This is a genomic window from Exiguobacterium sp. 8A (genome assembly GCF_902506275.1).
Taxonomy (GTDB): domain Bacteria; phylum Bacillota; class Bacilli; order Exiguobacteriales; family Exiguobacteriaceae; genus Exiguobacterium; species Exiguobacterium profundum.
Genome location: NZ_LR733630.1, coordinates 426,633 through 451,008, shown reverse-complemented (window position 1 = coordinate 451,008; position 24,376 = coordinate 426,633). Strand labels below are relative to the sequence as shown.

General features: G+C 45.9%; 24 protein-coding genes and 1 pseudogene. 3 read left to right on the top strand and 22 right to left on the bottom strand.

Annotated features, from left to right (window positions below):
• Positions 1 to 15: 15 nt before the first annotated feature.
• The 9 genes and pseudogenes from GVY42_RS02300 to GVY42_RS02260 form a co-directional block, all read right to left on the bottom strand.
• Positions 16 to 1,368, bottom strand: coding sequence for a sodium-dependent transporter (locus tag GVY42_RS02300; protein WP_159562163.1), 1,353 nt, complete (start codon positions 1,366 to 1,368; stop codon positions 16 to 18).
• 122 nt (positions 1,369 to 1,490) lie between these two features.
• Positions 1,491 to 2,363, bottom strand: a complete 873-nt coding sequence (locus GVY42_RS02295) for a diacylglycerol kinase family protein (RefSeq protein WP_159562162.1) — start codon at positions 2,361 to 2,363, stop codon at positions 1,491 to 1,493.
• Positions 2,360 to 3,865 carry an ABC transporter permease/substrate-binding protein gene (locus GVY42_RS02290; protein ID WP_074037152.1) on the bottom strand — a complete coding sequence of 502 codons (1,506 nt, stop codon included), beginning with the start codon at positions 3,863 to 3,865 and terminating at the stop codon, positions 2,360 to 2,362. Before GVY42_RS02290 ends, GVY42_RS02295 begins: the two co-directional genes overlap by 4 nt.
• Before the next feature lie 10 nt (positions 3,866 to 3,875).
• Positions 3,876 to 4,592 (bottom strand): annotated as a pseudogene (locus GVY42_RS02285) (ABC transporter ATP-binding protein); the annotation flags it as partial.
• 107 nt (positions 4,593 to 4,699) lie between these two features.
• The gene (locus GVY42_RS02280; protein WP_230872804.1) at positions 4,700 to 5,413 is read right to left on the bottom strand and encodes a 3D domain-containing protein; all 714 of its coding nucleotides are present in this window, start codon (positions 5,411 to 5,413) and stop codon (positions 4,700 to 4,702) included.
• A gap of 238 nt (positions 5,414 to 5,651) precedes the next feature.
• Positions 5,652 to 6,104 (bottom strand): GDYXXLXY domain-containing protein, encoded by a 453-nt coding sequence (locus tag GVY42_RS02275; RefSeq protein WP_159562160.1) that lies wholly within the window; start codon positions 6,102 to 6,104, stop codon positions 5,652 to 5,654.
• A complete protein-coding gene (locus GVY42_RS02270; protein WP_236548918.1) occupies positions 6,101 to 7,285 on the bottom strand; it encodes a DUF2157 domain-containing protein in 1,185 nt (394 codons plus the stop codon). Before GVY42_RS02270 ends, GVY42_RS02275 begins: the two co-directional genes overlap by 4 nt.
• Before the next feature lie 16 nt (positions 7,286 to 7,301).
• A complete protein-coding gene (locus GVY42_RS02265; protein WP_012726121.1) occupies positions 7,302 to 7,502 on the bottom strand; it encodes a DUF2187 family protein in 201 nt (66 codons plus the stop codon).
• Positions 7,503 to 7,542: 40 nt separating this feature from the next.
• Positions 7,543 to 8,175 (bottom strand): CoA pyrophosphatase, encoded by a 633-nt coding sequence (locus GVY42_RS02260; protein WP_159562158.1) that lies wholly within the window; start codon positions 8,173 to 8,175, stop codon positions 7,543 to 7,545.
• A gap of 103 nt (positions 8,176 to 8,278) precedes the next feature.
• Between GVY42_RS02260 and GVY42_RS02255 the strand changes: the two genes are divergently transcribed.
• Complete coding sequence (locus GVY42_RS02255; RefSeq protein ID WP_159562157.1) at positions 8,279 to 9,817, top strand: FAD-dependent monooxygenase; 1,539 nt, start codon at positions 8,279 to 8,281, stop codon at positions 9,815 to 9,817.
• Positions 9,818 to 9,866: 49 nt separating this feature from the next.
• Here GVY42_RS02255 and GVY42_RS02250 read toward each other — a convergent pair whose 3' ends face one another.
• Positions 9,867 to 10,118 (bottom strand): hypothetical protein, encoded by a 252-nt coding sequence (locus GVY42_RS02250; protein WP_159562156.1) that lies wholly within the window; start codon positions 10,116 to 10,118, stop codon positions 9,867 to 9,869.
• Positions 10,119 to 10,212: 94 nt separating this feature from the next.
• Here GVY42_RS02250 and GVY42_RS02245 point away from each other — a divergent pair, with 94 nt between their 5' ends.
• A complete protein-coding gene (locus GVY42_RS02245; RefSeq protein WP_074037157.1) occupies positions 10,213 to 10,500 on the top strand; it encodes a hypothetical protein in 288 nt (95 codons plus the stop codon).
• Between the two features lie 35 nt (positions 10,501 to 10,535).
• Here the strand turns inward: GVY42_RS02245 and GVY42_RS02240 are convergent, their stop codons facing one another.
• The 8 genes from GVY42_RS02240 to recU form a co-directional block, all read right to left on the bottom strand.
• The gene (locus GVY42_RS02240; RefSeq protein ID WP_159562155.1) at positions 10,536 to 11,111 is read right to left on the bottom strand and encodes an NERD domain-containing protein; all 576 of its coding nucleotides are present in this window, start codon (positions 11,109 to 11,111) and stop codon (positions 10,536 to 10,538) included.
• Positions 11,112 to 11,130: 19 nt separating this feature from the next.
• Entirely contained in the window at positions 11,131 to 11,427 is a 297-nt protein-coding gene (gene gpsB, locus GVY42_RS02235) for a cell division regulator GpsB (RefSeq protein WP_084543127.1), read from the bottom strand.
• Positions 11,428 to 11,431: 4 nt separating this feature from the next.
• Positions 11,432 to 11,977, bottom strand: a complete 546-nt coding sequence (locus tag GVY42_RS02230) for an SLOG family protein (protein ID WP_159562154.1) — start codon at positions 11,975 to 11,977, stop codon at positions 11,432 to 11,434.
• Positions 11,974 to 13,137, bottom strand: coding sequence for a ribonuclease H-like domain-containing protein (locus GVY42_RS02225; protein ID WP_159562153.1), 1,164 nt, complete (start codon positions 13,135 to 13,137; stop codon positions 11,974 to 11,976). The genes GVY42_RS02230 and GVY42_RS02225 overlap by 4 nt, the downstream gene beginning before the upstream one ends.
• Positions 13,134 to 15,383, bottom strand: a complete 2,250-nt coding sequence (locus GVY42_RS02220) for a DEAD/DEAH box helicase (RefSeq protein ID WP_159562152.1) — start codon at positions 15,381 to 15,383, stop codon at positions 13,134 to 13,136. Before GVY42_RS02220 ends, GVY42_RS02225 begins: the two co-directional genes overlap by 4 nt.
• 17 nt (positions 15,384 to 15,400) lie before the next feature.
• On the bottom strand, positions 15,401 to 15,961 hold the full coding sequence (locus GVY42_RS02215) for a hypothetical protein (protein WP_159562151.1): 561 nt from the start codon (positions 15,959 to 15,961) through the stop codon (positions 15,401 to 15,403).
• Between the two features lie 80 nt (positions 15,962 to 16,041).
• Positions 16,042 to 18,666 carry a transglycosylase domain-containing protein gene (locus GVY42_RS02210; protein WP_159562150.1) on the bottom strand — a complete coding sequence of 875 codons (2,625 nt, stop codon included), beginning with the start codon at positions 18,664 to 18,666 and terminating at the stop codon, positions 16,042 to 16,044.
• 20 nt (positions 18,667 to 18,686) lie between these two features.
• On the bottom strand, positions 18,687 to 19,313 hold the full coding sequence (recU, locus tag GVY42_RS02205; protein WP_015881499.1) for a Holliday junction resolvase RecU: 627 nt from the start codon (positions 19,311 to 19,313) through the stop codon (positions 18,687 to 18,689).
• A gap of 356 nt (positions 19,314 to 19,669) precedes the next feature.
• Between recU and GVY42_RS02200 the strand changes: the two genes are divergently transcribed.
• Entirely contained in the window at positions 19,670 to 20,521 is an 852-nt protein-coding gene (locus GVY42_RS02200) for a DUF3800 domain-containing protein (RefSeq protein WP_035387865.1), read from the top strand.
• Positions 20,522 to 20,559: 38 nt separating this feature from the next.
• Here the strand turns inward: GVY42_RS02200 and nth are convergent, their stop codons facing one another.
• The 4 genes from nth to GVY42_RS02180 all read right to left on the bottom strand — a co-directional run bounded on the left by nth (position 20,560) and on the right by GVY42_RS02180 (position 24,375).
• Positions 20,560 to 21,219, bottom strand: a complete 660-nt coding sequence (gene nth / locus GVY42_RS02195) for an endonuclease III (RefSeq protein WP_159562149.1) — start codon at positions 21,217 to 21,219, stop codon at positions 20,560 to 20,562.
• Positions 21,219 to 21,803 carry a DnaD domain-containing protein gene (locus tag GVY42_RS02190; RefSeq protein WP_159562148.1) on the bottom strand — a complete coding sequence of 195 codons (585 nt, stop codon included), beginning with the start codon at positions 21,801 to 21,803 and terminating at the stop codon, positions 21,219 to 21,221. Before GVY42_RS02190 ends, nth begins: the two co-directional genes overlap by 1 nt.
• Positions 21,804 to 21,865: 62 nt before the next feature.
• Positions 21,866 to 23,167, bottom strand: a complete 1,302-nt coding sequence (gene asnS / locus GVY42_RS02185) for an asparagine--tRNA ligase (protein ID WP_159562147.1) — start codon at positions 23,165 to 23,167, stop codon at positions 21,866 to 21,868.
• 20 nt (positions 23,168 to 23,187) lie between these two features.
• Positions 23,188 to 24,375, bottom strand: coding sequence for a pyridoxal phosphate-dependent aminotransferase (locus tag GVY42_RS02180; protein ID WP_159562146.1), 1,188 nt, complete (start codon positions 24,373 to 24,375; stop codon positions 23,188 to 23,190).
• Position 24,376: the final 1 nt, after the last annotated feature.

Sequence of the window (24,376 nt, the reverse complement as noted above, 5' to 3'; positions counted from 1 at the left end):
TCTACAGTTCGTTTGTTACGTGGTCATCCATGTTGAAACCATAACAATCGCGACGGTTACAGGAATGACATAGCGAATGAGTGCATGCCAGATTGGGTACAGCTTCACACCAGGTTTTGATGTTTCGATTTCATCCTTTAAGACGCGTTGGTCAACGACGTAACCGACAAAGATGGAAGTCAAGAGTGCACCCGTCGGCATTAAAATATAGCTGACGAGATAGTCCATCGTATCAAAGAACGTCCGACCGTTCCAAATCTGTACATCACTTAAGAGTCCGAATGACAGCGCGGATGGTACTCCCACGATGAAGACGAGAAGAGCGGCTGTCACCGTCACTTTCTTTTTCGTCCATGAGGATTTCTTTTCATTCAAACGATCGGTCACACCTGCGACGACGACTTCTAACATGGCAATCGATGATGTAATCGATGCAAAAGCGAACAATAGGAAGAACAAGACCATGAAGAATCCACCGAGCGGTACTTGATTGAAGACTGCCGGTAGAACGACGAAGAGTAACGCCGGACCTTCAGCCGGATCAAGACCTGATGCAAAGACTGCCGGGAAGATGGCTAGACCTGCTAAAAGTGAAACCGCAATGTTCAACAAGACAATCATGTTAGCCGACCGGTTCAATGTTCCTTTCGTCTTTATATAGGACGCATATGTCAGCATCGCTGCCACCCCTAACGATAAGGAGAAGAACGCCTGTCCGAGGGCAAACAATACCGATTCGCCAGTCAATGCAGAAAAGTCAGGCTGTAAGAAGAAACGAACGCCTTCCATCGCTCCGTCAAGCGTCAACGAGCGGACCACGAGAACTAAGAAACTGATGAACAAGAGTGGCATCAAAATTTTACTCATTCGTTCAATCCCTGCTTCAACGCCACGTAAGACAATTAAGAGTGTGATTAAGAGGAACAAGAATTGTCCGAGTACGGCAATTTCAGGTGTCGATACGACGTTCCCGAACACCTCACCAAATTCGTCAGCCGAACGTCCACTGAGCGTCCCACTTAAACCGAGTCCAATATAGATGAGGACCCATCCTCCAATGACACTATAGAAGGAAAGTAACAAGAAACAAGCAAGGACACCTAAGTAGCCGATAATGGTCCAACGGCCATGCCCTAACTGTTTGAAAGCAAGAAGCGCAGTCTTTTGAGTCGAACGTCCGACAATGAATTCTCCAATCAATAATGGCAGACCAAGTAATAATGTGAACGCCAAAAACATGAGTAAAAAGGCACCGCCCCCGCTCGTTCCGGTGACATATGGAAACTTCCAGATTGCACCTAAACCGATTGCTGACCCTGCGGCAGCTAGTATGAATCCAATTTTTGAGGCGAATGAATTTTGCGCCATGTTTACCCCTACTTCCTCTTTTTCATTTCATTTTCATAATAATAGTGAAATACTAACACGATTCCAAGATGAGGACAACAAAAAAACAGAGAAAAGTCTGAATACTTTTCTCTGTTGATGCTTTATGGCGTTAAAAACGTGAGGGCTCGCTCTCGAATCCGTATCGTCAAGTGATCGGTTTCGAAATGTTCACCATCGATATCAATGATTTGAGGTTCGTTTAACTCGACTTCAACATGTGAAGCCTGAAAGTGATTCCACTCCGCCGATTTTTGATCAAGACCGAGTTGCTGGGCTAACAATTGACGAATCATCGGAAATCCGATTGCCGAGCTGTGTACCACTTCTAACAGCCCGTCCGAAAACGATTGCGTCTCCAGTTTCGTCGGTACGGTCCCAAGATAGCTCCCGTTTCCTACATATAGAAAACTGACATCCCCTTCATAGAGCATCTCATCCCCACGTCGCAATCGAATTTCGAACGGGTCGGCTTCACGAAATTGGCGGATGGTCGCTAAAAAGTAGCCAATCGAACCTAACGATTCTTTCTCATTCGGATCGATTTGACGTGATGTGTCTGCAATCAATCCGACTCCGACGAAATTGAGGGCATACATCTCATCAACTTGAATGACGTCTACATGCTGTTCATGATGTGATTTGATGACACTTGCCGCTTGTGTTGGTTGAATCGGCAGTTCAAGTGCCCTAGCGAAATCATTGCACGTCCCGGCAGGAATGATGCCGACTGTCGGACGCTCGTCGCGCTCTAAGGTCATCAACCCATTCACTACTTCATTTAGCGTACCATCACCGCCAATGACAATCAGATGGTCGAACGGTTTACTTTCTTTCGCGAATCGAAGCGCATCCCCAATTTCCGATGTTTTCTTGATGATGATTTCTTCATAGAGCGACTCAATCGTTCCGATGACCTCTCCGAGCATCGTTTCGCTCGTGCCGGACTTCGGATTCGAAATAATCAAAGCTCTCATAGTAACCCTTCCTGTTCTAAGAAGTCTTTCGCTACATCGTATGCGCGTTCATTTCCGTACGCGACACGTCGATTCAATTCAGACATCTGTTCGTCTGTGATTTTACCTGCGAGCTGATTGAGCGCATCCTCGATTTCTGGATACTCTTCAAGTGTCTCCTCTTTCATAAGCGGTGCTCCTTGATAAGGCGGGAAGAATTGTCGGTCGTCTTCTAAAACGACGAGGTCGTTCTCGGCGATATCAGGGTCCGTCGCATAAGCGTCGACTAGATTGACATCCCCTCGTGCGATGGCGCGATAGCGCAATTTTTGCTCCATTGAGACGACAGACGGGAAATCAAGCCCATACTCGTTTTGAAGTCCTGGATAACCGTCTTCACGGTCGGTGAATTCAAGTGTAAACCCGGCTTGAATATCAGACTGTACGTTTCGTAAATCTGAAATAGCCGTAATGTCTTCCGCCTCGGCATAGTCACGTGGAATCGCGAGCGCATACGTATTATTAAACTGCATCGGTTCGAGCATCACGTATCCTTCTTCTGCCAGTGCCTCTCTCGCTTGTTCGTAAACTTCACCGGCATCGTTTGATTCAGGTGTCTCTTTGACGAGACTCGCCAGTGCCGTACCTGTAAACTCCGGATAAATATCAACGTCTCCAGATTGGAGTGCGCCCCATACGAATGTCGTCTCCCCGAAGTTCGGTTTCACAGATACAGTCAAATCTGTTTCTTCTTCAATCAACAACTTATACATATTCATTAGGATTTCCGGCTCTGGACCAAGTTTACCGGCAACGACAAGGTCTGTTTCTTGCGAACGACCGAACGCGAGCGGTGTGACGATGACCAAGGCGAGGACAGTAGAAACAGCAATCAATTTCGCCTTGTTTCGAGTCGCCGTCGCACCTTCCATCTGACGCAACAAGAAGTCAAATAAGAGTGCCAAAATCGCGGCCGGGATGGCCCCGAGTAAAATTAAGTAATTGTCATTCCGGTTAATCCCGAGCAAAATAAGCGTACCGAGTCCACCTGCTCCGACTAAAGCAGCGAGCGTCGCCGTACCGACAATCAGAACCATCGCGGTCCGGATACCAGCCATGATGACCGGTAAAGCAAGCGGGAGTTCAACTTTCATCAAACTTTGATTCGGCTTCATCCCACAAGCTCGAGCGGCTTCAAGCAACGATTTATCCACTTCGTTTAAACCGGTGAACGTGTTTCGTAAAATAGGTAGGAGCGCATATAAGACAAGCGCAATAATAGCAGGTAATGCCCCGATTCCAACGAGCGGAATCATCAAACCAAGTAAGGCAAGCGACGGAATCGTTTGAATAATCGCAGTGACACCAATGGCGGTTTCGGCGATTTTCTTACGGCGCGTCAGCCAGATTCCCAATGGTACGGCAATCAATACGGCAATCAAAAGCGATACGACAGAGAGCTGCAAGTGCTCAATCAGTGCCTCGACAAGCTGTCCTTGTCTATTTTGGAACGTCTCAAGCATCTAGCTCACCTCTTCCACGTTGTGTAAATTCTAAGACGAACGGATCTTCACTCGCCAAGATTTCTTCTGGTGTACCGACTAGCATGAGTTCCCCATCACGCATTAACGCGATGCGATCACCAAGCTTCATCGCTTCTTGCATGTCGTGTGTGACAAACAAGATCGTTTTGCCAAGTTCGTCATTCAAGCGCTTAATATCATCTTGCAATTGACCACGGCTGATCGGATCAAGCGCAGAAAAGGGTTCGTCCATGAGGATGACGTCCGGGTCTGCAGCTAAAGCACGCAACACGCCTACGCGCTGCTGTTGACCTCCTGATAATTCTGCTGGCTTTTTCGAGCGAAGTTTCGGGTCGAGACCGGCAATCTTCATCAATTCGGTCACACGGTCTTTCGTTCGTTCTTTTTTCCATTTCAAAAGCTCAGGTACGACAGAGATATTTTCTTCCACTGTTAAGTGAGGGAATAATGCAATCTGTTGGAGTACATAACCGATGTTTCGACGTAACTCAAAAATATCGAATTGATAGATTTCTTTTCCATCAATTAAAATTTTTCCGTCCGTATGATCGATTAATCGATTGACCATTTTCATCGTCGTTGTCTTGCCACAACCTGAAGGTCCGATCAATACGAAGATTTCTCCTTTATTTACTGTTAAGCTTAATTCTTTGACGGCTAACGTCCCGTCTTCATAACGTTTTGATACATCACGAAACTCAATCAACCTGATCCCTCCTCAACTATTTCCAAAATGGAAATTCAAATAGTAATTTGCCCGTTTCTCTACTTTGTTAAACAAAAAAAGGCTCTCCTAATTGGAGAACCTGATTTTTAGTATAGCGTTACTTCAATATGTCGACGCCCCCATTGGATCGCGTCCTGTTTTGAATCGACGAGTAAATCGACGATATGTCCTTTTATTCTACCACCTGTATCAAGGGCAATCGCATCACCGACACCTTGGATGTGGACTTTTGACCCTAAAGGAATGATGGCTGGGTCGACGGCGATAATTCGCATTCCGTTATAATAAATCGAATCAGTCACATCATGACCCGTGGCCGTTAATACACGACCGCCGTACGCCTTGTTATCCGCAACATCATTTGAATAAGCTGTCGATTCGACTGTAATGACTTTTTTAGATGTAGATACTGGTGTTGCACTGACTGATTGAGTGGCAGAAGCCGACGTTTTTGCAGCTGTTGCCTGTTCCGCTGCTTTCCGCTCTTCCTCCGCTTTTCGTTCTGCTTCAAGTTTCGCAAGTCTTGCTTTCTCTGCTTCTTCTTTTGCTTTCTCTTCCGCAAGACGTTCTGCTTCGATCCGTTTCTCTTCTGCGATGCGTTTTTCTTCAGCAAGTTTCTTTTGGCGGGCGATTTCTTTTTGTCGTTTTTCTTCAATTGCTTGGCGTTCTAGTTCAAGCGGGTTTTGTACGATTTTCTGTTCTGTCCCGATTCCGATCTGTGCAGCATCTGCCTGATCGATGAATGTGAACAACCCCATCATCGTAGCTCCAATGACGATCATATATTTTAATAATTTCATCGTAGTAAGGTCATCACCTTTCTCGTTATGTAACGAACAGATGTTAATTTACCACGAGAAGTCCCGTCAAAGTAGTGATTTTATCGAAGTGAAACATTCCTGACATATGACAAAAAAATCGGTTACAGATTGTAATAATTGAAATAAACGTTGATATTCCATGGGTTCACAAAAAAATTACAGATTCGTTACAATCAATCGTGTAACAAACCTGTAATCTTCCTGTCATGATTAACGCTTATTCATTTGGCTCAATTTCATACGTTCTGAGCATACCCCACGGTGCGACATCAACTTGAACCGTGAACGATTGCTTACCTTTTATCGCATCCATCTCATCTTCCGACACACGATACGAACCCATTTCTTCTATATAAAGAAGACGATCATAATAGTTTGCCCGAATGCCACCAAAAAACGGTTTCGACTCAATCCGATCGAGGACAGCATATCCATCTTCCCCTTCTTTAAAGGAAACATATACCGTTCCGGTTTCGACATCTTGTCGTCCTTTGAAGGCATCATATTCGAGATAGATGGAATCCCCAAAATAAGGGTCATACGGTTCGAACGAAGACCCTTTAAACGTGTACGTCTCCCCGACCCACGATATGGCATAGACAAGAATCACAAAGACGATGGCAATCAAGACTTGAGCAACCGGGACAAGCCAAACAGAAAATCGTTTCATGTCGTCACATCCCCTCTCGTTCGATTACGCCACCATAGTGCGAGTGACAACGCAAAGACGATTAACGCACCAATCAAGAAGAAGAGTGAGATGTCGAGCCGATCCCACACGTAGATGAAGTAAATTGTCATTTGAACGATTAAGAAATAGATGAAGGCGAAAATTGTCGGTCGTCGTGTCACGTCTTGGCGAATCAAGTAAGCAAGTGCAATCACTTCGATGATGATTGCCAGTAAAACTCCTGAATCTTCAAAGAGTGCAAATGGGATAACTGCCAGCAGACTTACCCACAGAAGATCATTCCGTCTATGAATCAAATAGACGGCAACGAGTGCAACCGACAAGAGTGTCGCTTCAATGACGGAAGGCGGTCTTTGAGAGAGCCAACTCTCTGTCACATTAATTAAATAACCAATTGATAGAACGGCCGCAATGAAGAGATACGTTGCTTGCCAAACTGCTTGTTTTCGATAGAACAAGAGCAATGCATGCAAGATGACGAGTGACCAAAGCGGCCACAGTCTTCCCTCATAATCGATATACTGACCGAAAATATTGAGAAGACCATAAAAGGTCAGCCATGCGAACGTGCGATCCAACGATTCATCAACGAAATGGAACCACGCCCATGTGACTATCAGTCCAAAAGCGATTAACGTCAGACCAATCCCTTCGAAACTGTTAGTGACGGCCATAAATGCGGTAATCGCAGAGAGGATGGAGAAGAAAACATGCTCATACAAGACGCGATGAAGTACGGCCATCGCAAAGATGATCCAGAACAATAGAGTCAATTGGCCAGACAGATTATACGTCGTGAAGATGACCGCCATGGTCGCGATAAAGAAAACGAACCCTAGTACACGTAACAGCGTGACATATCTTGGTGTTTTCAAGCGAACCCGCTCGGCAAAGACATAGAATCCAACCATAAAAAGAAGAAACAAACCGATTTTCAAAAGGTCGGGAATCGCTTGCCAGTTGGCTGCGACGAAACTGAATAGGCTAAGAGCCAACAAGATGGATCCGACAATGACCAAAACGGGCGGCTTGTGGTCATGTTGCTCACTAGCCGCCCGTCGTTTATGTTCATAGTCGACTAGTCTTAACCCCGTCGCTTCATCCAATAAACCCGCCTCTTGCCATTCACGTACTTTTTTGTCAATGGACACCTGAATCATCCCTTTCAGAAAAAGGTCAGCTGGCGCGTTCAATCAATTCCAATTCTGATTTTAGTAAAACTTGTTTCTCGAACTCGAGTCCGAGCTGTTGAAACTCTTCCATAATCGAGACGTCACCGATCACAGTATTGGTCAGTACGGCGGTCACTTCAGCGACCCATCCTTCACGAGTCGACTTCACGATATCACCTACGAGGAATTCTTCAGACACACCCATTCACTTCCAATCTAAATTTGTTTCTATCATTATAACGAAATTATAACCGTTTGAATACGTTTTCTTTTATCCGTTTAATAAATTGTGTCAAGAATTTTCCAGTAAGTCCCCAAATGATGTAGTCTTCATGCTCATAAAAAGGTTCTCTCATTTTAATTACCCGTTTTTCGTACGCTTTAGCATTCGCCAATCGATCAAGTGGAATATTTTGATCCGGACTCATCGTCCATTCCATTTCTCCGTGGAATGGATCAATCATGAGTAATGTGGAAATCGGTACGGTAAACAAATGATCGACCTCATCCGTCCCTTCTACACTTGGTACTTCCGATAGGATTCCGACAAACGGATAAATCAATTGGCGATGCGGCGTAGCAAGCGGTCGCAATTTGCCTACGACCTCTACTTTATCTGCAGAAACCTCTAACTCTTCACTTGTTTCTCGTATTGCTGCTTCAACGGGCGTCTCTCCTTTTTCGAGGCGTCCTCCTGGAAATGATATCTCCCCAGGCTGCTGTCGCATCGTGTGAGATCGTACTTCAAACACGACGTGCCAATCCTGATCAATCTGAACGAGTGGGATTAACACTGCAGCTGTTTGTTCATAATCTTCATCCATTGTAAAACTATCTCGAATCTGTTCTTCTGTGATCCATGGCTGCACAATGTTCACTCACCTTCCATCATCGAATATCATATACCGTTCTATACCCTACTTTTCGTTTAGTCGCTGCCAATGTCGGAAATATCATTATTAATGATAGGAGTTGATCAGCGTGGACGAACAAGTAGATGTATTGATTGTCGGCGCCGGGCCAACCGGCCTGACGCTCGGACTCACTTTAGCTAGATATGGCGTATCTTTTCAAATCATTGATCGTAAGACGACCCCGTCGGATAATTCACGAGCTATCGGGATCCAGCCGCGGACCATCGAAGTGTTTTCTCGTTTGGATGTTGCTCAAGAAGTGCTAGAACGTGCCCGAACAATTGAACGGGGGAATCTATATTTTTCGGGACAGTGGACAGCAAAACTTGAATTCTCCAAACTCGTGACCCCATATCCGTTCGTGACGTTATTACGTCAAAATGAAACCGAAGACATATTAGAACGTGCTCTACAAAAACATGGTCATGTTGTGAAGCGCGGTGAAACGTTGTCATCCATCACCCAGTACCCATCCCGTACCATCGCACATTTGACCGCTACAGACGGGCGAACTCGTGCTGTTGAAGCGAAATACGTTGTCGCCGCCGATGGAGCCAACAGTTCGGTTCGTCGGATGCTCGCCCTTCCGTTTAGTGGTAAATCGTTCAAAGAGGCTTGGGTGCTAGCCGATTTGAAGGCTGATTGGCCGATATCCCGTGAAGAGGTTCATATCTTTTTCTCGGATCGTGGAGTGCTCGAAGTCTTCCCGCTCACGGATGAAACGATTCGCATCACAGGAAACTTGAGAACGGATGAATCATTCCAAGAATCGGACCTTCAAGAATTGGTGGAACAACGCAGTCATATGCCGGTCCATATTCGCGACGTTGAATGGTTCTCCTTATTCCGCGTGCATAATCGCATGGTCGATACGTTCATTCACAACCGCATCATTCTCATGGGGGATGCGGCACATATTAACTCCCCGGTCGGTGGACAAGGGATGAACACTGGGATTGCAGATGCCTTCAACTTAGGTTGGAAACTATGGTTGCATCTCAAAACTGGCGCTCCCCATCACGTTGTGTCCACTTATCGGGACGAGCGGGAGCACGTAGCCCGTAACGTGCTACTGACGACGAATATCGCTACGGAGATGTTACAGACGACACTTCCGATGCTCTTACCGTTCCAAGCAATCGGTGCCGATGTCTTCACACGTGTCAATCTCATCAACCAAAAAATCACCGAACGGATCTCTCAACTTCATTTGTCGTATCCGAATGCGCTACGATTACCGTTTCGTCGCGTCGCGGAAGGAAAAATTTTTCCGGAGACAGAGATTTTACGAACGGATGACGGATTTCGGACTAAAATATCGGAAATCGCGGACGGACGGTTTCAAGTGCTTGTATTTGACGATGGGAAACGTGATTTGTCATCCATCTATGACTATTTGAACGAGAACCAACCGTTCATTCAAACCATCACCTTATCTAAGACGAGTCGCCCGTTCTTTGATCAAGGGAACGAACTTGCCAAATCCCTCTTTATGAAACGTGGCATACTAGTCATTCGCCCAGACGGTTATTTGTTGCATAAGCAACATCACGTTCGCCTAAAGCCGTTACAGGACAAGTTAGCTGTCTGGCTGCCTTCCTCTTAAACGTGTATAAATGGAGAGCCCCACCGAAATGGTGAAGCTCTCCATATCATTACTCTTCAACGTTTACATACAAAATCCCTGGTTTCGAGAGCGTCAAATCATAAAACGCTTCAAACGCCTCGATGTCCTCTAGTTTTCGAAAATCGATTTGATCTGTCTCTTCATTTGGAATGGCCACGATGATACCTTCCTCTGTCGATTTGATCATGCCCGTTTGTCCGTTATGAATTCGAATATAGAGTACTTGCTGATTTTCTAGTATTGAGATTGCCTCTCGTCTCGATTGAATCGGTTTTTTCATTTCATCCCTCTTTTCCATTTCAGTATACCGTTCGCTCCATATTGCTTTCAACTCGCCACACCATTAAACTTGTGTAAAGAAGGGGTTGAAGGCATTGGAAACATTATTGATCATCGCACTCGCCATTTTGTTTGTCATCTTGGTCACGATTCGAACAATTCGCAACTTGAAGTGGGTTCGTTTCGGTGAAGCATTCGGGAAACAAGGTGAAGAACTCTTAGGTGATTATCATTACTTGACCGAGCGGGGCATCACCTGTCGTGTGGAACAAGGACTTCCGACCGGCAAGTTATTAAAACCGCTCGCAAAAAACTTGGACGATCGCGTTGCACTGTTCGTACACCGAGATGATGCAGCAAAAGCAAGAGAACTTTTAAAATAAGAAGAAGGCCGAATGATTGGTATTCGGCCTTCTTCTTATTTATGTACTTGTCGCTCAGAACAATAATAGGCGATTTGTTTGACGAGCGGCTCTGTCAACGTCTCAAGGTTCGTTTTACTGATCACCTGATCCACCAGAGCGAATGAATCTCCACAATTCGCCTTAATTCGTTCTAACTTCAATCGTTCCGTTTCCGGGAAGATTAAAAACGAATAGACGGGAATTGCTTGATTACACTCTTTTTTTAATCGTGACCGCACTTGTTTGGTCATCCGTTCTAATTCCGTGACAGGATGAGGATAAACCTGTTTCCACCCCATCGAGGTCTCGGTTCGACATTCCCGGTTTGTCATATGGACGGGGGCTGGAGTTCGATTTAATTGAATCAAGAATACGCCTTTAGGTCCGACGAGCACGTAATGAACGAGATCATCCCCTAATTTGACTTGTTCAATCATCATCCAATCAAATCGGCATGTTTGTCTGATGTTTTCGACGAGACGATCTGTATAGCAGGTTGGTGCTTTCATCACTTCTTCTTTCACACGAAACAGCTTTTTTGTCTGTTGTTTGACTGGTTGTTTCTCCGTGGCCGTTAACACTTGCAACATAGACTCCACCCCCTATTCATTATTCGCTTGGACCGACTTGCTTTCCAAAGACCGCTTTTTCGAGATTTGAGATACGGCGTAACATGTCATAATTTGACGCAACCGGTTGTGCTGGTTTAACTGGTTCCGACGCAGGCGCAGGTTCTCGTCGCAACGAGTCGTTTTCTTTTTGAAGACGCTCGATTTCTTTCGCCATTTTTTCATAATCGCGAATGACGACATCTAAAAATTGATCGACTTCTTCTTGTGAATAACCACGTAACGCCGTCTTGAATTCTTGTTTATAAATCGCTTCTGCTGTTAATTCCGTTTGCATCATATCACTCCCATTGTTGTTCCCATTGTTTTTCTTCTTCAATGACTCGTAAGTCTTCTTGTGTGATTAGGAAAATTTCCATGTTCGGCTTTCGCCGAGCCCCATCGACTAAAAAGCGGGGACTTCCTTCCGTTTCTTCGTCATACAAGGTGATCAATCCTTCTGCTTTATCTAAAAAGAATGCCGTTTTTGCGCGGAGTTGACTCGGGTCTTCGTATGGACGCTGTGTCAGCGGTTCAAAAAAGTCTGCCTCGAGTTGCAGTTGCACAAATAGTTCTTGTTCGAATGGTTTATAGCGCTCGTCCATATTTAAGAATGGAGGAAACACGGCAATTTTAATCGGATAGGTTTCTCTTAACTCTAACAATACTTGTCCAGCCCACAATTCACAACCATTCGTTCCACTTAATATGAACCATTCAGCACCTAATTCGATGACTTCAAGTATCTTTTTCCGATAAGCTTCTTGAATGATTTCAATTCCTGGATGATCCGCTTTGAAAATGCCGAGTTCATGAGGACGATATCCTGTGACGGCTACTACTTTCATGTTTGCTTCCTTTCTAGGCGAGCTCGTCGATGCTCCAATTCCATTTTCTCACGGTCGATAGTTTGACGTAGCACTGTTCGCTTTTGTTCGAGTAGCTTCATGGCTCGCTCCGTGTAATCAATCGCCAAAGCGATGTCTTTTTGTTTATGCTCTGCATACTTGGCGAGTTCGACATACCCTTCAATCGTATGAAGCGACTCAAATAGCGGAATGGCCTCCTCGAATCGTCCAGCTCGTTTTAATATCATCGCTTGACGCATGATGGAACGCTTCGATGGACTCGAGAGTTGCTCAAACTCCCTCAGCGCTTGATCTTGTTCGCCAAGGTCATGTAACCAGTGAGCACGTTCCTCTCCAAAATCAGTTACCGGGGTCGTAACGAGTTGACTGAGACGTGTATACAAAGAGACAAGGCTTAAACAGTCCGCATGATGGTGTTCGAGGACCGGGAGCAATATTTCAGGATTCCGCTCTTTGACATATTGAAAATAGTGCATCGGCGCCAAGAATCCAGGAAGGTCGTCCGTTCGTTCATGACCGAAGTATGCTTCGACTGCTTTTAATGATACCGATTCAAGCCTCGGTTTTAACAATCGTCTTGCAGCGTGAAGTAAATCGACATGACCCACTGAAGGTAATTGTTTCACCCTGGATTTGACGAATGTATGTCTCGTCTTGATTTGGGGCCAATCAAATGATTTCCCGTTATAGGTAACGAAACGAACCTCATCTCCGATATCCTGCAAGAAATGATAGTAAAAGGCGGTTTCAAACGCCGGATGAGGTAACACGTATTGAATCATTTCAAGGTGTCCTTCTTGAATCCTAGCAAATCCAATCAAAAAGATTGATGTTCCTGAACCGCGTAACCCGGTCGTTTCCGTATCCATGAACAGGACTTGGTCGGGCTCTAAGTCGACGACGAAAAACGGGTGCTCGGTTTGACGCATCATCTTTCTTGCTTCTCCAAACTTGAAGTCGTGATACACCTCGTCGAGCGGATATGTCTTTCGAATCCGGACACACCATTCCCCCTCAAACGTTAAAATCTCGCCCCCATGATCCTTCCACTTTTGTTGCTCCACTTCGTCAGGGCTCGTGACCCTAGCTTTTGGGCCAGGTTCGTTCGTTTTGATTAATCTAGATAGTTTAGCTTTCATATCGTTCCTTTCAATGCTTGCAACTGACGGATGACTTGCTGTTTGAAATCACCGTATCCAATCATGCCGACACAACGGGGGCATCCGCTCTCACATGGACAGTCGGATACCGTCCGTTCTGCCGCTCCAAGCACCATGTCTGCATCTTTATAGAGTGCCTCACTGAGACCGATGCCTCCTGGATACCGGTCGTACAAATAAACGGTCGGCTTACTCGTATGCGTCGACTTCATCTGAATCGTAGTGAATAAATCGAGCGTGTCACACATGAGATAAAGTGGCGCAAGTCGCCTCATCAAATCGCTGACCGCTTCAAGTTGATCTTCGAGGTCCGCCTCCGAATAGGCGAATCGCTCATCTAACGTGAACCAAGTAGCTGTCGTATGCAACTCTCGCTCCGGTAGATGAATCGGACCCGACCCTATGTTCTCATGCGTCCCGAATTTTATTTTCTTGAACAAGGTGGCCATCGCGATGACCGATACCTCACCAAACGTCTTCGCTCCGTCTGACTTGTTCTCTTCGAGTACTTTCAGTTCAACTGCTAAATTCGCATCCGTATAGTAGTCAACGTCAACCCGGCGGACATATGCTTTCTTCTCCTCAAAATCGAGTTTTTCGACTTGGTACTGTTCGGCTCCATGCAAATAAATCGCTTCATCATGTAACAACGTCATGGCACTGAACGTGTCCATCTCACCGATAACTTGATGCTTCGCCGTCTGATCGACGATGACGACATTCTCTTGATCACTCGTCCGAAGCGAGATGTCATGGGCCGGGAACGAATCCGTCATCCAATAGTACCTATCGGCCCGTTCGTGTAAGACGTGAGCATCCGTCAAAAACTCTAATATATCTTCCGTGTCGACTGTTCCGAACCGCTCTCCCTTTTGAAACGGCAACTCAAATGCGGCACATTTGATATGATCTACTAAAATAATCAAGTTATTCGGGTCAAGACGTGCCGCTTCCGGTGAGCGATCTAAAATCATGTCCGGCTGTTCGACGACGAGTTGGTCGAGTGATGACGAGGATGCGACAAATACAACGAGTGACTCTGAATGCCGACGACCGGCGCGCCCAGCCTGTTGCCATAACGAAGCGACTGTCCCTGGATATCCATTTAAGACGCATGCTTGAAGTTGACCGATATCGACACCGAGCTCTAACGCGTTTGTCGAAACGACCGCTTTGATTTCCCCGTTCCGTAACCGTCGTTCGATTTCTCGACGTTCAGATGGAAGATAGCCGCCACGGTAACCGACAATAGACTTTGGTCCGAGCTCCCGCCGTGTTAGTTCCTGCAAATAAGTCAATAGCACCTCGACACGTACGCGCGACCGCGCAAATACAATCGTTTGTATGTTCGCTTCCACGAGCCTCGAGGCGATTCGTTTCGTCTCGAGCGTTGCGCTACGACGAATTCCGAGTGCTTCATTGACGACAGGCGGATTATAGAAGACAAGGTGTTTCTTGCCTTGAGGTGCCCCGTTTCGATCGATTAATACGACTTCTTCTTCCGTCAATAGCTCGGCAAGTTCAAGCGGATTCGCGATGGTCGCCGATGTCATGATCCATTTCGGGTGACTACCATAGTAGGCGCAGATTCGTTTTAAACGTCGAAACACGTTCGCCACGTGACTGCCAAACACGCCACGATACGTATGGAGTTCGTCGACGACGATGTATTCTAAGTTCTCAAATAGACGAATCCATTTCGTATGATGAGGTAAGATGCCGGAATGTAACATATCGGGATTCGTGATAACGATATTCCCTGCATCGCGAACTTTCGTTCGTGCCGCAGGTGATGTGTCGCCATCATAGGTGAAGCACCGCAAATTCCCTTCAAGGGCTTCGACCATCTCCATCAAGTCACTGTTTTGATCTTGCGCGAGTGCTTTTGTCGGGTAAAGATAAAGCGCACGTGCTGTAGGTTTTTCAATCATCTTGGATAGAACCGGTAAGTTATAACACAGTGTTTTTCCTGATGCCGTAGGTGTTACGATGACCGTCGAATGGCTAGCCGCCGTTTGTTTCACAGCCTCGGCTTGATGCGTATACAGCTGTTCAATTCCACGATTCTTAAGTACATTCACCAATTGTTCAGGCACCTGCTCTGGAATTGGGGCATATTGGGCCGGACGTGCATCGACCGTGTGCCAATGACGTACGTGGTTTGAAAAACCAGGATCATCTCTTAATTCTTTTATGATTTCTTCGACAGAGCGAGATTTTCGCATCTAGTCACCTTCTTTCATTACGCATTCGAAGGTGCAAGGTCCGCTACGACTTGTCGGATTTGATGAATCCGTTCATCTCGTACCACTCTCGATACAGCGGGCATCTGAAAGATGGCCATGTCTTTAAATGTAGCAGCGACATGCTCATTTTCTTCTTCGAGACGGAAGAGCGCATCTGAAAACAGACGTTGCGTCGACCGTCCGAACAAGACGATGGTATGTAGTTTCGTACATTTCGAATGAACCGCTAAAAGATGTTTGACGTAGCGTTGCACCGTTTTATAATAATCTTCGTTTGTTGAGATGAGTTGACGGTTGCCACGAAGAAGTTCTGGATAATAGGATTCTTCGCCCGTGAACATGGTCTCGACTCCGATTCGTTTCAAGTAAGCATGTCCGATTGCTTCGGCGACGGTTTGGTCCTGGATGAGACGCCCAAACGGTATGGACTCTTTTAAGAGCACATGTGAAAGCTTTAACCCGAGATGTCCACCGAGAGGCACGCCGAAATCATCGTCTTGCAGTCGATCCATGACAAGTAATACTTTCATCTTGCGTTTTAAAGAGAGTTGAACCATGTGTCACCATCCTGTTCCCTTTCTTTTCATTATAACAAAGTCAAACGAAAAACAGGGCGCACAATGTCGCCCTGCTCTCCTTAGTTATTCCCATTGTTTGAATTGCTGTTTCCACGATTCGTGTCTGACGATTCACCATTGGATTGTCCCTCTAACGGAGTTCCTGAATCATCTCCGTCAGTTGGTTCGTCTGTACCTTCGCCAGAACCTTCATCCGTAGCCGGTTCATCAGGAGTTTGTTCGTCGGTGGTATCTTCGCCGTTTCCGTCTCCGTTACCATTCCCGTTTCCGTTATCATTCCCGTTCCCGTTATTTTCGTCTGATGGTTCATCTTCGGAATTCCCATCATCAGTAGGGTTTTCCTCTTCTTCCGTCGGTTCCTCTTTCGGTTCAATCGAATAGCTCGCTTGTGCCGGTGCCGATTGCTGTTCTCCCGTCAACGGGTTCGTCGCATTTGCGACAATGGTAAACGTTGTGTCTCCTTCGGCCAAGTTTGCAATATTCACACTCGTCTCCCCGGTCGTTCCGACGACTTGCTCACTTCCATCGGCTGACTTTTGTGTCACCGTGAACGTGATATCCGTATAACCATCGGCTTGTGCACCATCGAAATCGTATGACCATGAGACAGAACCGGTTTGACCTTCTTCATCGTAGTTAACACTTGCCCCAGTCGGAGCAACCAACTTCTCAGGTTGAAGATCTTTTGGTTTTGTTCCTTTTACATAAAGCTCATTACCAAGTGACAAGACTGAGTCTGGACGCTGGAATCGATCCGGTTGTCCCGTCGCATTCGTCACTTGTTGCATCATATATTCGAAATAGTATTGGGCATAGTCAGGATCGAACGAAGCGACTGTCGAATCTTTCGTTTTTCCTGTCCATACTGAGATTGAGTAATCCGTAGAATAACCAGTAAACCATTTATCTTTCGGATTTGTAGAGTTAGGCTCGTTCGTCGTACCCGTTTTACCTGCTACGTCCCATGGGAATGCGCCAGGTACATAAGTTCCACCTTCAGCACTCACAACATCACGAAGCATGTCTGTCAACATATACGCTGTATAATCTTCCATCGCTTGCTTGGCTTTAATCGGTGAATTAATACTTGAACCATCATTGAATTCAATTTTTTGAATCAAGTGCGGTTTTGTATACATCCCATTCGCACCAAGTGTTGCATAAGCTGCAGCCATCTGTGTCGTGCTCGCTTCTGCCGTACCTAAAGCATTAGATTCGTTGAGTTCATCGCCAGAATATGAAGGTTCGATACCTACATTTTTAACGAACGATTCGATTGCTTCTTGTCCATACTCATCCCGCACTTCTTGGAAAGCACGAACTGCTGGCGTGTTCGCTGAAATTTTCAAGTATTGGCGCATCGTATTTGGTCCACGGAAACCTGAATAATAGTTATTCGGACTATATGTGCCATCTAATTTAGCGTCAAGCAACACTTTACCTGTCGACCACTGCCCATTTTCAATTCCAGGACCATAATCGAAAAATGGTTTAGCTGTCGATCCGATTTGATACTTCTCATTTGAGTAGTCACGATATGTGGTATCACCTTGCTTCGCCTGTTGACTGTCTACGATAGCGACAATTTCACCGGTCTTTGTATTCAAGACGGTTGCACCCATTCGTAAATCTTCAGGGAAACTACTTGTTTGTAAATTAACATTATTCGATTTAATATCACTGTTGATTTTTGTGTGTAACTCTTTGTTGATTGACGTATAAACTTTCAAACCAGTCCCGTAAATATCTGACTGTTCAAGACCATAGTCCTCTTCTAACTCATTCAATACACGAGAGTAAATCGCACGTGTGAACGCTTCTTCTTCCGTCTCTTCACCTGGTGAGATGACGTCAGCAATGGCAACATCGAGTGCCTCATTGTATTGTTCCTCAGAAATATGTCCGTCACGTTTCATTGCAGACAAGACTTGCTCTTGACGGTAGCGAGTCAACTCCTGATCACCGTTGATTGGATCGTAGGCACTTGGACGTTGCGGGAGACCTGCGAGAATCGCGGCCTCTTGATAATTGACCTCAGAGACCGGCTTATTGAAGTAACGTTTCGATGCGGTTTGCACACCGTATCCGCCACTACCGTAATAGTTTTTGTTCAAGTACATCTCTAAAATCTGTTCTTTCGTATACTCACGCTCGAGTTTGAGTGCGAGCCATTGTTCTTGAAGCTTACGCTTCAACTTCTTATCTGTCGAAAGGAACGACTGCTTGACCAATTGTTGAGTGATGGTCGATCCACCTTCTGCACCGAAACCCTCTGTCAAGTTGGCAACGACGGCTCCGCCGATTCGACGTAAGTCAATCCCGTTATGCTCATAGAAACGACGGTCTTCAATGGACACGACCGCTTGTTGCATCACTTCAGAGATGTCGTCGATGGAGACATACTCTCGAATCTGACCCGCCCCTTCGAGCGGTTCTCCTTCAGCCGAAAGCAACTGAATCGGATACGTATCGACAAGTTTGTCTTCATCTAGTTCTGGTGCCGTCGCAATGGCATATACCGTATATGCGCCGAATGCGATTACCGCAGCAATAAATAACATGAAACCTAATAAAAAGATGCGTTTCCACATCGGTTTCTTACTTTTCGTCTTTGGTTGTTTCCCAGTTTTTTTGCGTTTATTCGTCGTCGAATCTTGTCGACGTGCGACCCTACTTCGCTCCATTCATGGTTCACTCCTTCTATTCAATCGAGCCATTGATCGAGCACCGTCAAATAATCAATCGACGGCAAGGCTCTCGTCGGAACTTCAATCGCTTCCTTTTCGATAAAGCTGAGCGGAATCGATTTGCGCCCCGTTAACCGTTGTTCCCACCACTGAACAAGTTGCTCGGTGGTCAATACATATTGCGTATTATAGCGACTAAAGCGGATGATGACAAAACAAATCCCTCCATGACGTTCACACTCACGCATGTGGGCGATTTGGTGGTCATGAAAATTGCCGAGCGGAAACGATGTCTTATTATTCGTTTCTTTCGCTTCAAAGTCAATGTACCTACCACGATAAACACCGTTGTAATCGGTCGTAGATGCCTGTTTGAAATAGGCTTCCGTTACTTTGGCGGCACTTCGCTTCGGATAGTCGACTTTGACGATTTGGAGAGGGGTTGGTTTTTTGTGGATGACGGCTCGTTGATGAATCCGATAAAACTCATTCGTTTCATTTAACAGCGTCTCCAAGTTCATTCCGCGATTCGCATAGGTTTGAGAATTCGATGATTGCTTCGAAATTCCTTCCCCCTTTGTTGTCTTTGTCACGTTTGCCTTTTTACCGTTTGGATAATGGAACAATGTCGTCACCCCATACATACATATTAACAGGTCGGTCCACTCGTTCCTTCCGTCTCAGGTCTGATTGTCGACTTCTGTCGGTCGACACTTGTGTGGAATTACCGCAACACATATCGTACCAAACTCCCGTATGTTAAACTAGTATGTAAGCGATTGTGTATCCAAATTGAAAAGCTCTCGTTATGTATGATGCGATTGTTTTTCTATGATAATAGCACTTCTACTGTTTATCCAAGATGACACACCGATAAACCTCATTGATGTCATTCTAAAAAAAATGTGCAATATCTGTGCAATAGATTGACCAAATTATCATTTGGAAATAAAATAGGGTGCTTAAAGACGTTACTGTTAAGCCGTTTTGGAGGGATTGGATGGAAAGTGGAAAGAAGTATGTCATGTTCGTCGACGAAACAGGCACACCGAAGGGAAATACGCAATTTAACTTGACTGGCGTGCTGATGGAATATAAGTATTCAATCGATGCAGACGAGACTGGATTACCGTGTGAATTGAAACGACGTCTTCAGGCGTTCAAACGAGATGTGTTCAAAACGGAGCATATCCCACTTCATTTGAAAGAAATTTTAAAAGCGGAACATCCTTACGGAAAAGAAGATGGGATCACGATTGATATGTTGCGCGACTTTTGGGATAAACTCCCTGAATTTTTGCGAGGAATCGACTGTACAATCGTCAGTGTCGAGGTCGATAAACAAAAGCTTCATGACTTTTATTCGACACCAAAAGATCCGTATGTCGTCGCATTCGCTCACCTGATGAAGTCATTCTATGCGTTTTTAGAAGAAACAGAGGCAGTAAGTGCCCGTGTCGTCCTGGAATCCCGAGACGATTATCAGAACTTACTGATTCAAAAAGCATTCTTTGATATTTTCAACTCAGGTACCGTTCATTTAGACGTCGAAAAGAGCCGTCAAAAAATTAAAGGCTTCATCTTCTCTGAGAAGCAGAACACGATGTATCAATCTGGCTTAGAAATCGCTGACCTCGTCTGTCTGCCACTTTCTCGCGTTCGTCGTGGCGTGATTGAAGTGAAACCACGGTTCGTCCATTATGGGGACGAGAACCGAATCTTTAAAGCCATTAAGGACAAAATTTACATCCGTAAAGAAAGTCCGGACCAAGATTTCCGAAACTGGGGCTTCAAAAAAGTGCCAATCACGAAAAAACGTCGCGAATGGAGCGACCACCCTTGGAATCATTAACCAAAAACGCATCGACACATTGCGTGTCGATGCGTTTTTTATGTGGTGACTTTCTGTGACTTCATTCGTTTCTTTCCTTCACGGCACATATGCAAGAGTGGGCATGCCTCACAGCCTGGGCGTTGTGCCTTGCAATGATATCGTCCGAAGAAGATGAATTGATGATGAAGTTGTGACCATTCCTCGCGTGGAAACTTTTTCATTAATGTATCCTCGACTTGTCGAACATTGTCTTTCCAGCGACAAATACCGAGACGCTTGGATACTCGTTCCACATGTGTGTCAACCGCAAACGCCGGTTCATGGAATGCAACAGAAAGGACGACGTTTGCTGTTTTACGACCGACTCCGGGGAGCGCCTCTAACGATGCTCGGTCAGAAGGGACAATCCCCCCATGCTCGTTCACAATTTTTTCTGAGAGTGCTTTTACATTCTTCGCTTTGTTACGGTACAGACCAATCCGTTTAATCAATGACTCAATCTCAGACACGTCAGCCGCAGCCATCGCCTCGACAGTCGGAAACGCTTCAAACAATCCTGGTGTCACCTTGTTGACGAGCGCATCCGTCGCTTGTGCGGAGAGCGCGACCGCGACGACCAATTCAAAGGGATTTTGATGCGTCAACTCGCAATGAGCGTCTGGGAACATCTGCTTCATCGTATCTGACACTTCCTGTAATTGTGCTCGCGTCAACATCACTTATTCCTCCGTTGATATTCCACGACATCCTCGAGCGATTCGACATGATGGTCTTGCCAAACGCGCAGGATTTTGTCCATGTATTTGAAGTTTCGCACGTTTCGAAGTTTCGCTTCACGAAGTGCGGCCATGATGAGTTCTTCGCTGAAGCTATCTTCCGTCATCCAGCCGACAATTTGTTCAATCTCGAACGGGGTGATCGTTCCAAATTCCCGCTCAAACGTATGAATGATATTCTCATTCAGTGTCTGCTGTGGCACAGATTTCTCTTCCCTTTGTAACGCTTCGAAAAGTGGCAATAGGCTATATCGCTCGCCATCACTTGAAGCGTCAATCGCGATCAACTCTTTTTGCAACAGACCGAGTAACACTGAGCGCGCCTCATTCTCTGAAACATTCAATCGTTTCCCTAGCTCACTCGGGAGCGGCATGACGATGCCTTCTCCAGTCATTTCTAGAAGATGGACGATCAGACTGAACTCGACGGGTGACAAATCGAGGCGTCTCGCATCGGTGAACAGCTTTCGTGGAATGACGACCGGACTTTGCTCGAATAATTGAATCAATTGATGTGCATCCATGTCGCACTTCCTTTCTAAGACACATTAATCGGGGAGGACATGGTGTCTTCCCCGATTAATCGTTAAGGGTGAATTCGGTTTAAAAGACGTGGGAACGGAATCGCTTCACGGATGTGCTCGATTCCACTGATCCATGCGACCGTACGCTCGAGACCAAGTCCGAAACCAGAGTGTGGGACCGAACCGTATTGACGAAGTTCAAGGTACCAATCATACGCATCCGTTTCGTCGAGACCTTCCTTGATGATCTCTTCTTTTAGACGATCGTAGTCGTCCTCACGTTGAGATCCCCCGATGATTTCACCATATCCTTCTGGTGCAATCAAGTCCGCACACAGAACAAGTTCTGGATTCTCAGGGTCTACTTTCATGTAGAACGGTTTGATTTCTTTTGGCCAATGCGTGATGAATACCGGCTGATCATGTGCGTTGGCAATCGCCGTCTCGTGCGGTGCACCGAAATCATCACCGTATTCGATGTCGTCGAATCCTTCTGCCTTCAAGAACTTGATGGCATCTTCGTAACGAACACGAGGGAACGGCGCTTGTACTTGTGCCAATTTCTCAAGGTCACGTCCAAGCAGTTCCAGTTCATTTTTACAGTTCGCAAGTGCTGCCTGTGCAATGTATGAGACGTATTGCTCTTGAATCTCAAGGTTCATGTCATGATCGACGAATGCCATCTCCGGCTCGATCATCCAGAACTCAATCAAGTGGCGACGTGTTTTTGATTTCTCCGCACGGAACGTTGGACCGAACGAGAATACTTTTCCGAGGGCCATCGCCGCTGCTTCCATATACAATTGACCTGTCTGAGAAAGGTAGGCTGATTGACCGAAATAATCTGTTTCGAACAATTCTGTCGTCCCTTCCGGAGCACTGCTAGTAAGGATTGGCGGATCGATTTTGACAAATCCTTCTTTGTTGAAGAATTCATATGTCGCACGAATGATTTCGTTACGAACTTTCATAATCGCGTGTTGGCGACGTGAACGGAGCCATAAGTGACGGTTGTCCATCAAGAATTCCGTTCCGTGTTCTTTCGGTGTGATTGGATAATCAATCGATTCCGCAATCACTTCTAAATCTGTCACTTCCAATTCAAATCCGAGTGGTGTACGTCCGCCATCAGATTTGACATTCCCTGTGACCCAAACCGAAGTTTCTTGAGTAATCCCTTTGGCTAACGTAAATAACTCTTCCGCCACGTCAGCTTTTACAACGACTGCTTGAGCAAAACCGCTTCCATCACGTAATTGAAGGAAAGCAATCTTACCACTTGAACGTTTATTGGCAATCCAGGCCCCTACACGGACCGATTGGCCTTCATAATCTTTAAATTGGTTAATCGAAATAGTTGTCATATTCTTTTCCATCCTTTCGCTTATCGAGCGCGCTTCGTAACGAAGTCTTCTACTCGATCGAGCGCTTCTAATACGCGTTTTAATTCAGTTGCATAGGATAATCGTACGTAATCGTCTTGTCCGAAACCCGAACCAGGCACAAGTGCCACGTTTGCTTCTTCAAGAACAGCTTCACACCAAGCATCGACGGTGTTATAGCCACTCTCTGAGGCCGCGACCTTCGCATTGGCATATAAGTAAAATGCACCTTGTGGCTTCAAACAAGTGATGCCAGGGATTTTGACGAGACGGTCGTAGACGATTTCAAGTCGATCCTCGAACGATTGACGCATCATTTCCACATCTTCTTGCGGTCCATTGTACGCTTCTACCGCAGCCGCTTGTGCGACAGATGTCGGGTTTGATGTCGAGTGTGAGGCCAGATTCGTCATCGCGCCGATGATTTTTGCATCACCAACGGCATATCCGATTCGCCAACCTGTCATCGCGTGAGATTTCGAGACCCCATTGATGATGATCGTTCGTTCACGCATATTCGGAAGTGTCGCAATCGATACGAACGATGCATCACCGTAAATCAATTTTTCATAAATTTCATCGCTAACGACGAGAAGATTGTGTCGAAGAACGACATCGGCGAGTGCCTGTAGCTCCTCTTTCGTATAAATCATTCCCGTCGGATTAGATGGGCTGTTCAAGATGACGGCCTTTGTACGAGCTGTAATTGCATTCTCCAGTTGAGTCGGCGTCAATTTAAATGACGTCTCTTCATTCGTGTCGACCAAGACAGGTTCTCCGTCTGCCAATTTGATTTGTTCCGGGTAACTGACCCAGTATGGGGCTGGGACAATCACTTCGTCCCCTTCATCTAAAATAGCTTGGAACAGAGCGTATAGGGCATGTTTCGCACCTGAAGCAACCATCACCTCGTTGCGTTCGAACGACAATCCACTATCGCGTTTCGTCTTTTCAATGATGGCATCTTTCAACGCGACTGTCCCGCCAGATGGCGTGTATTTTGTGTCTCCATCTCGAGCGGCTTGACAAGCAGCGTCGATGATTCGTTCTGGTGTGTTGAAATCAGGTTCACCCGCGCCGAGACCAATGACATCTTTGCCTGAAGCTTTCAGTGCCTTCGCCTTAGCTGTAATCGCCAAAGTAGTCGATGGTGTGAGTTGTTTTACACGTTTCGCTAATAGATGTTCCATC